This window comes from Bradyrhizobium iriomotense (genome assembly GCF_018129405.1).
Classification (GTDB): domain Bacteria; phylum Pseudomonadota; class Alphaproteobacteria; order Rhizobiales; family Xanthobacteraceae; genus Bradyrhizobium; species Bradyrhizobium iriomotense_B.
Genome location: NZ_JAFCLP010000001.1, coordinates 297,268 through 310,848, shown reverse-complemented (window position 1 = coordinate 310,848; position 13,581 = coordinate 297,268). Strand labels below are relative to the sequence as shown.

Below are 13,581 nucleotides of genomic sequence, written 5' to 3'. Positions count from 1 at the left end.
AGCGCCGGATGAGGGGTTCTCTCCGCGCGCAAAACCGTTCGTGAGGATAGAACCCCTCACCCGGCTTCGCTTTGCGAAGCCACCCTCTCCCGCAAGGACCCGCAAGGGGAGAGGGTGCACCGTCAGCGTGGCGCGATTAACCGATCACGATCTACCCCTTCGTCAGCCTGTACTGCCGCAGATCGGGATCGTGCGTCATGCGCCAGTAGTCCACGAACCGCCACGGCATCGCCGAGAACACGCGGCCGCTCGAATTGCGGTAGTAGGTGGTCATGCCCGGATGGGTCCAGATCATCGCCTCGTGCTCGGCATCGACCTTGCGGACATAGTCGTCGAGCACGTCCTGGCGGACGTCGATGGCGGCGACGTCTTGCTCGATCATGCCGGCGAGACAGGCCGAGATGTAGCGGCTCTGGCATTCCGACTGGAAGATGACGCTGCCGCCATGCGCGGGGCCGGAGTTCGGGCCGAGCATGCAGAAGAAATTTGGAAAGCCCGGAACAGTGAGGCCGAGAAACGCGGTCGGGTTGTCGTTGCCCCAGGCCTTGCGCAAATCCCTGCCGTCGCGGCCGGTGATGTTGAGGCGCGCCGCCATCTCCGTCACCTTGAAGCCGGTCGCGACAACGATGATGTCGGCGGGGCGATGCTTGCCATCGGCAGTGACGATGCCGCTTTCGTCGAAACGGTCGATCGCGTCAGTGACGAGCTCGACGTTCGGCCGCGTGAGCGTCTTGAACCAATTGTTATCCAGCAGGATGCGCTTGCCATAGGGCGGATAGGTCGGCACACATTTCTCGATCAGGTCGGGCCGCCCCTGCAATTCGGACAGGATGAAGTCGGTCAGCTCCTGGCGATGCCGGTCGTTGCCCTTGTTGACGGCGCGCTCGGGGTGCGGCCAGGCCGGGTCCTTGCGCAGGAACGGCAGCAGGCCGTCGCCGTAGCGCCAGAACATGTTGAAGCGGTACCACTGCACATAGAACGGCAGATGCGCGAGCAGCCAGCGTGCGCCCTCGCTGATCGGATCGGAATAGCCCTTCACCGGCCGCGCCCATTGCGCGCTGCGCTGATAGACCGTGACAGAAGCGACGCGGCTTGCGATTGACGGCACCAGCTGCATCGACGTCGCGCCGGTGCCGATTACTGCGACATGCTTGCCGTCGAGCTTGATGTCGTTCGACCAGAGTGCCGAATGCAGGATCGTGCCCTTGAAGTTCTCCTCGCCCTTGAAGCGGGCGCGGGAGGGATCGTTGAGCTGGCCGATGGCGCTGACCAGCGCGGTTGATTCGAAGGTCTCTTCGCCGTCCTTGGTTTTCAGCGTCGAGATCCAGCGCCGCTTAGCCTCATCCCAGCGCGACGAGGTCAGCTCGGTGTTGACGCGCAGATGCTTGCGGATGCCGTATTCGTCCGCGACCTTGAGCAGATAGCCGAGCAGCTCCTCGCGCTGGCAGAAGTAGCGCGTCCACGCGTTGCGCGAGCCGAACGAATACGAATAGGAGTGGTTCGGCGTATCGACGCCGCAGCCGGGATAGCGGTTGATCCACCAGGTCCCGCCGAGCTCGGCGTTCTTCTCGACGATGGTATAGGGGATGCCGAGACGGCCGAGCGCCACGCCGAGCGCGATGGCACAGACGCCGGCGCCGACAATCAGCACATGCTGCTCGGCGAGCTTCTCGTTCGACGGCTGCTTGGTCCAGCGCGCTTCGCGCGGCACAAAACCCATCTCCTCGCGCATCAGGGGCGCGTATTCCGGCGCGACGTCCTCGCCGAGGCAAGCGCGCATCATCCTCAGCAGCAAGCCCTCGCCGGGGTCGGTGATGACAGGCTTTGGCGTGCCGCCGGCGAACAGCCTGACCACGGCGGCGCGGATCTCGTCCTGGATCTCCCGGGGAACGCCGGCCTCGGGATCGGGAATGAGACGGATGTCGCGCTTGGGCAGGTAGGGCGGGGCGAGCCATTTCTCGTCGCCCGTCATATGCACCAGCACCATCAGCAGGCAACGGATGTCGCCCTCGGCGATCGCAGAGGCGAGGTCGAGCGGCTTGTGCGGAGATTCGATGTTCATGGCGTGTCCTGATCTCCGGGTGAGCTGAAGAGGCCGCGCGTCATCAGCTTGCGATAGGCGGAGATGACGTGGTCGGGCACGGCGGTGACGCCGCCTTGCGAATAGGAATAGCGGCGGCTGAGATAGCCGCGCGCGCCCATCAGCATGTGGACGATCGCCTCGAATTCTTCATCGCTGTAATCCTCGATCGCGCCGGCAAGACGGGCCCTACGCAGGATGCGGACATAGGCGACCGAGATGTTGTCGAGATGCTTCTGGTAGCCGATCGGGGCAAAAAATTCCGCCTCGTTGAGGATGCGAAGGAATTCCGGCACCTCGCGGATGAAGTCGAAAAAGGCGGAGAAGCGCTCGATCTCCTGCCGCGCCGCATCCGCCGTGCCGGTGCGGGCGCGGATGAACGCGACCATGTCGAGGCCGATCTTGGGCAGGAGCTGGTCGAGCAGCTCCTGGCGGTTCTCGAAATGATTGTAGAAGGTGCCCTGCGCGACGCCGGCCTGCTCGGTGATGCGGGCAACGGAGGCTTCGGCATAGCCGTGCTTGCCGACTACCTTCGTGGCGGCCTCGAAGATCTTCTGCTTGGTCCAGGCGTTGCGCTCGACGCGGTTGAGCTTTGTCACCTTGGCGTTCACTTGCGTCATTCAGACGTCTCCAGCTCGGCGCGCAGCACGCGCTTGAGAATCTTTCCGCTTGGGTTGCGCGGCAGGCTGTCACGGATGATCAGCTGTTTCGGTACCTTGAAGCTCGCCAGCCTCGCGCGGCAGTGCTCGGTGAGGGCAGGCAGCTCCAGGCTCGCGCCATCAGCGAGCACGACGATGGCGACGGGACGCTCGCCCCAGCGCGCATCGGAGAGGCCAATCACCGCGACCTCGCGCACCTCAGGCAGATCGTAGATGACGCGCTCGACCTCGGAGGAGGCGATGTTCTCGCCGCCGGAGATGATCATGTCCTTCTTGCGGTCGGTCAGGTACAGAAAGCCCTCGTCGTCGAGATAGCCGACGTCGCCGCTGCGGAACCAGTCGCCGAAATACGCGGAAGCCGTCTTTTCCGGATCCTTCCAGTAGCCGCGCGTGATCTTGGGTCCGCGCAGGCAGATCTCGCCATTGACGTTCGGCGGCAGCGTCCTGCCGTCCTCGTCGCGAATCTCGATCTCGACATGGGCAATTGCGCGGCCTGTGGAGCCGATCTTCTCGATCTCGCGGCCAGCCTCCATGAAGGTGTCGCCGCCCACCGTTTCGGTGAGACCGTAAGCATCGATGTAGCGCGCGTTGCGGAAGTATTCCGAGAACGCGCGGATGCGCAGCTCTGGTGTTTTCTCGCCGCCGCCGATCGCCCATTTCAGGCTGGAGACGTCGTAGTGATCGCGGCTGGGGCAGGTGAGCATCGCCGTGGTCATCACAGGCGCGAACCAGGCGGCGTTGAGCTTGTCCTCGGCAATCGCCGCGAGCGCCGTCTCAGGTTCGAAATTTCGCTCGATGCGGATGAAGCCGCCATGCCAGAGCACGGCGATGCCGGGCAGGTCGAGCGCGCCGACGTGATAGAGCGGGCCGACCACGAGAAGCCGCGACTCGGCGCCAAGGCCGAGCGCGATCGTCTGGTCGGCCGACTTCCAGTAGAAATTATCGTAAGAGAGCATCACGCCCTTGGGGCGGTCGGTCGTGCCCGACGTGTACATCAGCCGCATCAGGTCTGATGGCTGGCGAACGTGCATGGAGGCGGGCGGTCCGTTGCCTGCCAGATGCGTGACGCTCTGCTGCGCGGCCTCATTGAGCACGACAATCCTCGCGCCCGCGGCGTTCGCCGCCAATTCCTCGTCGACGATCAAAAGGCGCGCGCCGGCATTGCCGGCGATGTAGCCGACCTCGTCGCGCGAGAGGCGGAAGTTGATTGGCAAAAACACCGCGCCGAGATGGCTTGTGGCGAAGACGAGTTCGAGAAAGGCCGCGCTGTTCTTCATCAATACGGCCACGACATCGCCGGCGCCGATGCCCTGCGTGGTGAGCCAGCCGGCCGCTTTCCGGATGCGCGCGTCGAGCGCGGCGTAGGAAATCTCCTCGCCGCGGTATTTCAGCGCGGGCCGCTCCGGCGCGCGCCGGGCGTGAAAGGCGATGAAGCTCGACAGATTGATCATTTTCGCTGGTTTCGGGCCGATCGCTGGCCTCGTTTCCCTCCTATGAATTCTGACTCATAATTCATCTTTGGCTTGACGTCACCCCCTACCTCTGAAATCCTTGGGAACACGGAGACGAGACGATCTCCGGCAAGGGACCAGGAAAACGCCGACCCGAAAGAGGGAGGGAAAAATGACGAGAACCCGCATGCCGGGCATCAGCCGCCGTTCAACATTGGCGCTGATGGGCGCCGGTGCGATGACATTTGCCGCGCCCTGGGTGGCGCGCGCCCAGGCCAAGACCATTAAGATCGGCATGCCGACGATTTTGTCGGGGCGCGTCGCGCAGCTCGGCACGTCGTCGCGCAATGCGGTGATGCTCGAGGTCGAGAAGGTCAACGCCGCCGGCGGTCTTGCCGGCCGGCAGATCGAGATGGTGATCCGCGACTCCAAGGGCCAGCCGCAGGAAGCCGCCCGTGTCGCGCGCGAGCTCGTCAACACCGACGGCTGCGAGCTGATGATCGACGCCGAGGCCTCGTCCGGCGCCTTCGCGGTGCATGAGGTCGCGCGCGATCTCGGCGTGTTCTGCATCCACACCAATTCGGAAACCTCGTCGCTGACTGCGGATCCCAAGCAGCACATTCCCAACGCGTTCCGCACCGCGCGACAGGGCGTGCACGATTCCATCGTCGGCGGCAGCTATGCCGCAGCGATCGCCAAGGCGAAGGGCTTGAAGAAATGGGCGACCTGCTCGCCCGACTATGCCTATGGCCGCGACACCACGGCGGAATTCACGCTGTACCTGAAGCGCTTCGCGCCCGAGGTCGAGATCATCAGCGAGTCCTGGCCGAAGCTGTTCCAGCCTGACTACACCGAGGTGGTCACCAAGATCCTGCAGGCCAAGCCGCAAGCGCTCTATTCCTGTCTGTGGGGTGGCGATCTCACCTCCTACATCGACCAGGCCAACATCTACGCGATGTTCGGCCAGATGGAAGTGTTCGCGGTCAACATGGCCGACTACACCGCGCTTACCGTGGTGAAGAACCTGCCCAAGGGCATCCACTCCGGCAACCGCTACATCAAGACGTTCCCGACCACGCCGGAAAACGCTGCCTGGGGCGACGCCTACAAGGCCAAGTACAACGAATATCCGACCAACTGGTCGTGGGAGAATGCCACCGCCATCATGCTGATGGCGGAAGCCGCGAAGAAGGCGAACTCCGCCGACGGCAAGAAGATCGCGGAGGCGCTGAAGGGCCTCACCATCAAATGCCCGTTCGGCGCCGACGGCACCGTGACCATGCGCGGCGACGACCACACGCTGGTCGGCTACGCCATCGGCTGGGGCACCACGATCCCGCAGGAGCCGTACGTGCCCGAGGTCAAGGCCGGCGACTGGAAGACGATCTTCGAACTCGAAGCCGAGTGGAAGAAGAGCAAGGGTTATACCTGATCTGATGCGCGGCGGAGGCGGGCGACCGTCTCCGCCGTTTTCGTTTCGTCTTTCGCGCCATATCAGGCGCGCTGCAATGAAAGTGCTCCCGTGGATCTCGACGCGCTCGCCGGCTGCCTCTCCAGCTCCGCCTGCCTGGTGACGCAAACCACCAGCGGCCTCATCATCGGCATGCTGTTGTTCCTGGTCGCGGTCGGCCTGACGCTGATCTTCGGCGTGCTCAAGGTGGTCAATTTCAGTCACGGCGCCTTCTACATGTTCGGCGCCTATTTCGCGATGACGGCCTATCAGCTCACGGGAAGCTTCGCGCTCGCGATGCTGGCCGGTGCAGCGGGTACCGCGATCCTCGGCCTGATCTTCGAGCGCGTCTTCATGAGCCGCGTCTATGGCGCCGACGTCCTGATGCAGCTGCTGGTCTGTTACGCCTTCGTGCTGATCTTCGACGATGTCGTGCGCATCATCTGGGGGCCGGAGTTCAAGGCGATGGGCATGCCGGCTGCGTTCCAGGTGATGCCGTTGTTCATCGCCGGCGGCGTGGTGCCGCCTTATTACCTGCTGCTGATCGGCGTCGCGCTGGTCGCGGCCATCGTGCTCGGAATCGGCTTGTCGCGCAGCCGCATCGGCAAGGTGATCCGGGCAGCGGCGCATAATCCCGGCATGGTGTCGGCGCTCGGCATCAACACCGGCCTGATCTATGGCGGCGTGTTCGCGCTCGGCGGCATGCTGGCGGGCCTTGCCGGTGCGCTTGCCGCACCGGTGCGGTCGCTCACGCCCGGGATGGGATTTTCGGTGCTGATCGAGTCCTTCATCGTAACGGTGATCGGCGGCATGGGCTCGATCCTGGGCGCGCTGATCGGTGCGCTCCTGCTCGGCCTCATCCGCTCGTTCGGCTCGCTCGGCTTTCCCCTGTTCACCGAAGGCCTGATGTATCTGTTCATGGTGATCGTGCTGGTCTCGAAACCCACCGGCCTGTTCGGCAAGGAGGCGGCATGACCGAGCTCGAGGCCGGCCGCGCGCAAACGCTGGTGCCGGCGCGTGGCGGCGCGGCGCTTCACCGCTATCGCGACGTGCTGATCGCGCTGATTGCCTTCGCGGTGCTGGCGAGCCTGCCGCTGTTCACGGGCAGCAAGGCGCTGCTCGATTTCGTCATCCGCTGCTCCGCCTACGGCCTGTTCGCGACCTCGCTCAATCTCTTGGTCGGCTATACCGGCCTGACCTCGTTCGGCCACGGCATGTTCTTCGGCCTTGGCGCCTACAGCTTCGGCCTGATCATGCAGAGGCTCGGCGTGCCGATTCCGGTCGCCTTCGTCGCAACGCTGGTGGTCACGGCAATCGTTGCCGCCATCATCGGCGCGATCTGCGTGCGGTTGAAGGAGATCTATTTCGCCTTCGTCACGCTCGCCTTCCAGATGCTGATTCACTCGACCATCCTGTCCTGGGCCTCCTTCACCGGCGGCGACCAGGGCCTGCGCGGCGGCATTCCGCGCCCCGTCTTCCTCGGGATCGATCTGTCCAATCACGTCCATCTCTACGTCACGAGTTGTGCGCTGCTGATCCTCGGCCTGCTCGCGATGCGCCAGATCGCGCAATCGCCGTTCGGCTACACCTTGCGCATGATCCGCGACAATGCCGCGCGCGCGAGCTTCCTCGGCATCGACGTCTGGCGCGCAAAACTCACCGTGTTCGTGCTGGCGGCGCTGTTCGCGGCGATGGGCGGCATGGTGATGGCGTTGTTCGTCTCCGGCGCCTATCCGGAATTCGCCTACTGGACCATTTCGGGCGAAGCCATCTTCATCAACATGCTCGGCGGTGTCTCGACCTTCCTCGGCCCGATGGTCGGCACCGTCCTCTTGCTGCTGCTCAACGACACCGTGACGCGGTTCACCGAATACCACGGCATCGTGCTCGGAATCGTCATCCTGTTCTTTGCGCTCGGCTTGCGCAAAGGGCTCCTGGATTTCGTTGCCGAATGGTACGCGCACCGGCGCGAGACAGGCGAGGGGCGCTAGCCATGTGCGTTGTATCTATCGAGCAGTCATTCCGGGGCGCACGACGTGCGAACCCGGAATCTCGAGATTCCGGGTCTGGTCCTGGCGGACCATCCCGGAATGACGGGACCAGACAACGGCGCGAGACGCACCATGCTTGATATCCGCAACCTCGCAAAATCCTTCGGCGGCGTGAAGGCGACCAACGACGTCACGCTCGACTTTCCCGACGGCTCGCTCACCGCGGTGATCGGCCCGAATGGCGCCGGCAAGAGCACCTTCTTCAACCTGATCACCGGCGCCTTGAAGCCGGACTCTGGTCAGGTGCTGCTCGACGGCGTCGATCTCGCCGGCCGCTCGCCGCCGGAGATCGTGCGTCACGGCATCGGCCGGGCCTTCCAGGTCGCCAGCATCTTCAAATCGCTGACGGTGCAGGAGACCATGTTAGCTGCCGTCAGCGCCGATCAGCGCACCTCCGCTGTGCTGCACAAGCGCTTTCCCTTGCCCGAGACGCGCGACCGCGCCGAGCATGTGATGGAGCTCCTGGGTCTTGCCGGCAAGCGTCATCGCACGGCCGCGACGCTGTCGCATGGTGACCAAAAACTGCTCGACATTGCGCTGGCGCTGGTGCTCGAACCGAAAGTGCTGCTGCTGGACGAGCCGACCGCCGGCATGGGTCCGGAGGAGCGCTGGCGCATGATCGACAAGGTGCGCGAGCTCTGGGAGAGCCAGAAGATCACCGTCGTCTTCATCGAGCACGACATGGACATCGTGTTCAAGATCGCGCCGAAGATCGTCGTGCTCTGCTATGGCCGCATCCTTGCGACCGGCACGCCCGACGAGATCCGCAACAACAGCGCCGTGATCGACGCCTATCTCGGCACCGAGCATGCGGGAGCCGCCGCATGAGCGATGCTGTCATCGAAGTCGCCGATCTCGACGTCTATTACGGCACCAGCCAGATCCTGTTCGGCGTCGGTCTCTCGGTGCGGCAGGGCGAGACCATGGCGCTGCTCGGCCGCAACGGCGCCGGCAAGTCGACGACCATGAAGGCGATCATGGGCCTCGCGCCGCCGCGACGCGGGAGAGTGAGCCTGCGCGGCGCGGTGATCTCGGGCCAGAAGCCGCATACCATCGCGCGCGCGGGTCTCGGCTTCGTGCCGGAGGATCGCCAGATCTTTCCGGAGCACACGGTCGAGGACAATCTCGTCATCGGCCGCAAGAAGGGGCCGGAGGGCCAGGACGAATGGCCGATCAGGCGCATCTATGAGGTCTTCCCGCTGCTCGAGCCGCTGCGCCACCGCATCGCCGGGCGCCTCTCCGGCGGCGAGCAGCAGATGCTGGCGATCGCGCGTACGTTGATGGGCAATCCGGCGCTGCTGCTGCTGGATGAGCCGAGCGAAGGCCTCGCGCCGATTATCGTGCAGCGGATCGGCGAGTTGTTGCGGCAGCTCCGCCAACTCGGCTCGACCGTGCTGATCGCCGAGCAGAACATGCATTTCTGCCTGGGCCTCGCCAGCCACGCCACCGTCATCGACAAGGGCCAGATCGTCTATGCGGCGGGAATCGACGAGCTGAAGGCCAATGAGGCGATCCGGCGGCGTTATCTGGCCCTGTAGCCCCGGGCGCCGGTGTCCAAATAGGCCGGAAGAAGAAAACTATTGCCGTGGTGCCGCCGCGAGGAAGGAGTTTTCCCTCCGGAGGCTAAAAACGCCAATCGCTTCCATTGCTGTTTGGGGCCGAAACGACGACATTTCCGCCAGGAATTGATGGATCGGCAGCTATGGAACGCACCGCATTTGAGCCCTTTGGCGAGCAGCTGGTGTCCGCAACGGACGCCCAGCCGAAATCGCGCGCCTCGAAGCTCCTGCTGCGGGCCGGCACCACGCTGTTCTGGTCGCTGGTCGCGGGCATCGTGCTGGCGCGTGCGGCCTTTTTCGAGCCGGGCATCTATGACGGCTTCAGCCGCGTCGCGGCGCTGGCCAAGAACCTGATCTTCTGACCTCGATTATTCCGGGTCGAGGATAGAACTTCCCTCGGCTCTGATATGCCGAAAACTTATTCCCCAATGGAAGCGCGCTGCGTATAAATCCTTCTCCTCTGGGAGAGATTTGTGTCGCAGAATCAAGCATCCAGCCCGGCCGATTCCAAGCCGGCCACCGCCGCGAGCCGTATTGCGGCGCTGATTCCGGGCATTCTCCTCTGCATTCTCGTTGCCGGTGTCTCGGCCCTGCTGGAGCGGGCGGAACTGGGCGTGTTCGAGCATCCCTATGTCGAGGCGCTGGTGATGGCGATCCTGCTCGGCATGGCGCTCCGCAGCTTCTGGAAGCCGGCCGCGCGCTGGCAGACCGGCATCGCCTTCAGCGCCAAGCAGCTGCTCGAGGTCGCGGTGATGCTGCTTGGCGCCTCCATCAGCTTCGCCGCGATAGCGGCTTCAGGCATTGCGCTGCTCGCCTCCATTGCCGCGGTCGTCGTGGTCGCGCTCTGCGTCTCCTTCGGCCTCAGCCGGCTGCTCGGCCTGTCGACACGGCTGTCGATCCTGATCGCCTGCGGCAACTCGATCTGCGGCAATTCCGCGATCGCAGCGGTGGCGCCCATCATCGGCGCCACCAACGACGAGATCGCATCCTCGATCTCCTTCACCGCGATCCTCGGCGTGATGATGGTGCTGGGCCTGCCGCTGCTGATCCCGCTGCTGCAGTTGTCCGCCACGCAATATGGCATCCTCGCCGGTCTCACCGTTTACGCGGTGCCGCAGGTGCTTGCGGCAACGGTGCCGGCCGGACTCGTCTCGACGCAGATCGGCACGCTGGTGAAGCTGATGCGCGTCTTGATGCTCGGCCCGGTCGTCGTCAGCCTGTCGCTGGTCGCCTCGCGCTGGCAGGCCGATGCCAAGAAGACCAGTGTCGGCTTCTTCCGCCTGGTCCCCTGGTTCATCCTCGGCTTCCTCGCACTCGCGACGTTGCGCTCGCTCGAGATCGTGCCGGCCACGGTGGTTGGTCCCGTGACGAAGATCACGAGCTTTCTCACGGTGGTGTCGATGGCGGCCCTCGGCCTCGGCGTCGACGTGCGCGTGCTCGCCAATGTCGGTGGCCGCGTGACGGCAGCCGTGACGCTCTCGCTGATGCTGCTACTGGGGATCAGCATCGGACTGGTGCATTGGTTCAAGTAGGGGCGCGCTCTCTGGACTTCCCCCGCCAGACGTTTATTGGTCGCCAATGTGATCGGCCGCGGCCGATCCCTGGAAACAGCGAGGACGCCGGCCATGACGACATTGACTGTGAAAGACCTTCTCCCCGAGGACGGCACGAGGGGAACATTGGCTGGCCGTGTCTGGCTGCCGCAGGTGAATGGTCCGGCCGTCGTCGCCGTGCGCGCCGACGGCGTCTTCGACGTCACCGCAAAATTTCCGACCATCAGCGCGCTGTGCGAGGAGGACAATCCGGCCAAGGCGCTTAGCTCGACCAAGGGCGAGCGCATCGGCGATCTCGAAGCGATCGTGGCCAACACGGCCCCCGACGGGCGCGATCCCAAGAAGCCCTGGTTGCTCGCGCCCGTCGATCTCCAGACGCTGAAAGCCGCCGGTGTCACCTTCGCGATCTCGATGCTGGAACGCGTGATCGAGGAGCGCGCCAAGGGCAATCCGGCCTCGGCCGAGGCGATCCGCAAAGAAGTGACGCGGCTGATCGGCGATGATCTGTCGAAGCTCAAGCCGGGCTCGGACCAGGCGATGCACCTGAAGCAGGTGCTGATCGATCAGAACGCCTGGAGCCAGTATCTCGAAGTCGGCATCGGCCCGGATGCCGAGGTCTTCACCAAGGCACCGACCCTGTCCTCGGTCGGCACCGGCATGGATGCCGGCCTGCATCCGAAATCGACCTGGAATAATCCCGAGCCCGAGCTCGTGCTGTTCGTGTCGAGCCGCGGCAAGATCGTCGGCGGCGCGCTCGGCAATGACGTGAACCTGCGCGACTTCGAGGGCCGTTCGGCGCTGCTGCTGTCGAAGGCCAAGGACAACAACGCATCCTGTTCGATCGGCCCGCTGCTGCGCCTGTTCGACGACAGTTTCACGCTCGACGACGCGCGCAAGCTGGACATCAGCCTGAACGTGACGGGCACGGACGGCTTCGTCCTCGACGGCCATTCCTCGATCAGCAAGATCAGCCGCGATCCGACCGATCTCGTGGCGCAGACCATCGGCAAGGTCCATCAATATCCTGACGGCTTCGTTCTCTTCCTCGGCACCATGTTCGCACCCGTGAAGGATCGTGACGCGCCGGGGCAGGGGTTCACCCACAAGCGCGACGACATCGTCACCATCGCAGCGCCCCAGCTCGGCAAGCTCGTCAACCGCATGCGCACCAGCGACGAATGCGAGCCCTGGACCTTTGGCATCGGCGCGCTGATGAAGAACCTCGCGCAGCGCAAGCTGATTTAGCTTCTTCGCCTCTCCCCGCGCTTGTCCGCCGAAGCTTTAGCGAAGGCGGATGCGGGGAGAGGCCGAATTTGTGCGAAGCGCAAATCCGGGTGAGGGGGACTCACCGCGAGTCGGTCCGCCTGACAAACGCAGAACTCTCCCCACGCCGTCATTGCGAGCGAAGCGAAGCAATCCAGAATCCCTCCGCGGAAAGACTCTGGATTGCTTCGCTGCGCTCGCAATGACGAGGAGGAGAGGTTGCGAGCCCGTCTGTCGCCGTCCTTGCGGAAACTCCCCTCGCACAATTTCCTTCATCCCCCCGTTGCATCGCCGGAACAAAATCGCGCTTGGCGTGTCTTCAAATCGCCGGCCGCCGCTCGCGCGTGTTTTCCTCCAAATAGTCAAATAATATGACTAGTAGGAACCCATCTTCCGTGAAATAGTCCCTCCCGCCGCCTCAAAGGCGACCCTGCGGGTGCCATGCTACCAATCGGCGCCCCGGATAACATCTTGGGAGACACGCCTGATGACCCCTAAAGCCCTTTTTGCGGCCAGCGCCATGGCCGCCCTGCTGCTCGCGCTGCCGGCCAGTGCCGGCCAGCTCACCATCGGCTTCTCGCAGATCGGATCGGAATCCGGCTGGCGCGCGGCCGAGACGTCGGTCTCCAAGCAGGAGGCCACCAAGCGCCAGGTCAATCTCAAGATCGCCGACGCCCAGCAGAAGCAGGAGAACCAGATCAAGGCGATCCGCTCCTTCATCGCGCAGAATGTCGATGCCATCTTCCTTGCGCCCGTCGTCTCGACGGGGTGGGATTCGGTGCTGAAGGAAGCCAAGGAGGCCAAGATCCCGGTCGTGCTGCTCGACCGCGACATCGATCCCTCCGGCAAGGAGCTCTATCTCACCGCCGTCACCTCCGACAGCGTGCATGAAGGCGAGGTCGCCGGCGACTGGCTGGCGAAGACGGTCGGAACTAAGGCCTGCAGCATCGTCGAATTGCAGGGCACGGTCGGCGCCAGCGTCGCCGCCAACCGCAAGAAGGGCTTTGACACCGCAATTGCCAAGCATGCGAACCTGAAGGTGGTGCGCAGCCAGACCGGCGACTTCACCCGCGCCAAGGGCAAGGAGGTGATGGAGAGCTTCATCAAGGCCGAAGGCGGCGGCAAGTCGATCTGCGCGGTCTATGCCCACAATGACGACATGATGGTCGGTGCGATCCAGGCGATGAAGGAAGCCGGCCTCAAGCCCGGCAAGGAGATCCTCACCGTCTCGATCGACGCCGTCCCCGACATCTTCAAGGCGATGGCCGCCGGCGAAGCCAATGCCACCGTCGAGCTGACGCCGAACATGGCCGGGCCCGCGCTCGATGCCATCGCGGCCTTCAAGGACAAGGGCACGGTGCCGCCGAAATGGATCCAGACCGAGTCGAAGCTCTACACGGCCGCCGATGATCCGCAGAAGATCTACGACAGCAAGAAGGGCCTCGGTTATTGAGGTGGGCTTCGCCGGACCACGCCGTGTGGTCCGGCACCCCCTTCGAAACCGCTGCGCGAACC

The 13,581-nt window shown here is 64.2% G+C and carries 12 protein-coding genes; 9 read left to right on the top strand and 3 right to left on the bottom strand.

Features of this window, described 5'->3' with window-relative positions:
- Nucleotides 1-151 precede the first annotated feature (151 nt).
- Genes JQ592_RS01240 through JQ592_RS01230 form a run of 3 tightly spaced genes read right to left on the bottom strand, consistent with a single transcriptional unit; the run spans nucleotide 152 to nucleotide 4,190 of the window.
- Nucleotides 152-2,062, bottom strand: coding sequence for a flavin-containing monooxygenase (locus JQ592_RS01240; protein WP_211401108.1), 1,911 nt, complete (start codon nucleotides 2,060-2,062; stop codon nucleotides 152-154).
- Nucleotides 2,059-2,700: a TetR/AcrR family transcriptional regulator gene (locus tag JQ592_RS01235; RefSeq protein ID WP_211401107.1), complete on the bottom strand. Its 642-nt coding sequence runs from the start codon at nucleotides 2,698-2,700 to the stop codon at nucleotides 2,059-2,061. The genes JQ592_RS01240 and JQ592_RS01235 overlap by 4 nt, the downstream gene beginning before the upstream one ends.
- Complete coding sequence (locus JQ592_RS01230; protein ID WP_211401106.1) at nucleotides 2,697-4,190, bottom strand: AMP-binding protein; 1,494 nt, start codon at nucleotides 4,188-4,190, stop codon at nucleotides 2,697-2,699. Before JQ592_RS01230 ends, JQ592_RS01235 begins: the two co-directional genes overlap by 4 nt.
- A gap of 172 nt (nucleotides 4,191-4,362) precedes the next feature.
- Here JQ592_RS01230 and JQ592_RS01225 point away from each other — a divergent pair, with 172 nt between their 5' ends.
- From JQ592_RS01225 to ytfQ, 9 genes are all read left to right on the top strand, one after another.
- Nucleotides 4,363-5,622 carry an ABC transporter substrate-binding protein gene (locus JQ592_RS01225; protein ID WP_211401105.1) on the top strand — a complete coding sequence of 420 codons (1,260 nt, stop codon included), beginning with the start codon at nucleotides 4,363-4,365 and terminating at the stop codon, nucleotides 5,620-5,622.
- A 90-nt stretch (nucleotides 5,623-5,712) separates the two neighbouring features.
- Complete coding sequence (locus JQ592_RS01220; protein ID WP_211401104.1) at nucleotides 5,713-6,615, top strand: branched-chain amino acid ABC transporter permease; 903 nt, start codon at nucleotides 5,713-5,715, stop codon at nucleotides 6,613-6,615.
- Nucleotides 6,612-7,631 (top strand): branched-chain amino acid ABC transporter permease, encoded by a 1,020-nt coding sequence (locus JQ592_RS01215; protein WP_211401103.1) that lies wholly within the window; start codon nucleotides 6,612-6,614, stop codon nucleotides 7,629-7,631. Before JQ592_RS01220 ends, JQ592_RS01215 begins: the two co-directional genes overlap by 4 nt.
- A 132-nt stretch (nucleotides 7,632-7,763) precedes the next feature.
- Entirely contained in the window at nucleotides 7,764-8,519 is a 756-nt protein-coding gene (locus tag JQ592_RS01210) for an ABC transporter ATP-binding protein (protein WP_211401102.1), read from the top strand.
- Entirely contained in the window at nucleotides 8,516-9,229 is a 714-nt protein-coding gene (locus JQ592_RS01205) for an ABC transporter ATP-binding protein (RefSeq protein ID WP_211401101.1), read from the top strand. Before JQ592_RS01210 ends, JQ592_RS01205 begins: the two co-directional genes overlap by 4 nt.
- Nucleotides 9,230-9,393: 164 nt before the next feature.
- The gene (locus JQ592_RS01200) at nucleotides 9,394-9,612 is read left to right on the top strand and encodes a hypothetical protein (protein WP_211401100.1); all 219 of its coding nucleotides are present in this window, start codon (nucleotides 9,394-9,396) and stop codon (nucleotides 9,610-9,612) included.
- A gap of 111 nt (nucleotides 9,613-9,723) precedes the next feature.
- Nucleotides 9,724-10,782 (top strand): YeiH family protein, encoded by a 1,059-nt coding sequence (locus JQ592_RS01195; RefSeq protein WP_211401099.1) that lies wholly within the window; start codon nucleotides 9,724-9,726, stop codon nucleotides 10,780-10,782.
- 93 nt (nucleotides 10,783-10,875) lie between these two features.
- Entirely contained in the window at nucleotides 10,876-12,048 is a 1,173-nt protein-coding gene (locus tag JQ592_RS01190; RefSeq protein ID WP_211401098.1) for a fumarylacetoacetate hydrolase family protein, read from the top strand.
- A 505-nt stretch (nucleotides 12,049-12,553) separates the two neighbouring features.
- Complete coding sequence (gene ytfQ, locus JQ592_RS01185) at nucleotides 12,554-13,519, top strand: galactofuranose ABC transporter, galactofuranose-binding protein YtfQ (protein WP_211401097.1); 966 nt, start codon at nucleotides 12,554-12,556, stop codon at nucleotides 13,517-13,519.
- Nucleotides 13,520-13,581 lie beyond the last annotated feature (62 nt).

What these genes read in the sequence shown, in the direction of transcription:
- JQ592_RS01240 (WP_211401108.1), bottom strand. Translation starts at nt 2,062, where the DNA reads ATGAACATCGAATCTCCGCACAAGCCGCTCGACCTCGCCTCTGCGATC.
- JQ592_RS01235 (WP_211401107.1), bottom strand. Translation starts at nt 2,700, where the DNA reads ATGACGCAAGTGAACGCCAAGGTGACAAAGCTCAACCGCGTCGAGCGC.
- JQ592_RS01230 (WP_211401106.1), bottom strand. Translation starts at nt 4,190, where the DNA reads ATGATCAATCTGTCGAGCTTCATCGCCTTTCACGCCCGGCGCGCGCCG.
- JQ592_RS01225 (WP_211401105.1), top strand. Translation starts at nt 4,363, where the DNA reads ATGACGAGAACCCGCATGCCGGGCATCAGCCGCCGTTCAACATTGGCG.
- JQ592_RS01215 (WP_211401103.1), top strand. Translation starts at nt 6,612, where the DNA reads ATGACCGAGCTCGAGGCCGGCCGCGCGCAAACGCTGGTGCCGGCGCGT.
- JQ592_RS01210 (WP_211401102.1), top strand. Translation starts at nt 7,764, where the DNA reads ATGCTTGATATCCGCAACCTCGCAAAATCCTTCGGCGGCGTGAAGGCG.
- JQ592_RS01205 (WP_211401101.1), top strand. Translation starts at nt 8,516, where the DNA reads ATGAGCGATGCTGTCATCGAAGTCGCCGATCTCGACGTCTATTACGGC.
- JQ592_RS01200 (WP_211401100.1), top strand. Translation starts at nt 9,394, where the DNA reads ATGGAACGCACCGCATTTGAGCCCTTTGGCGAGCAGCTGGTGTCCGCA.
- JQ592_RS01190 (WP_211401098.1), top strand. Translation starts at nt 10,876, where the DNA reads ATGACGACATTGACTGTGAAAGACCTTCTCCCCGAGGACGGCACGAGG.
- ytfQ (WP_211401097.1), top strand. Translation starts at nt 12,554, where the DNA reads ATGACCCCTAAAGCCCTTTTTGCGGCCAGCGCCATGGCCGCCCTGCTG.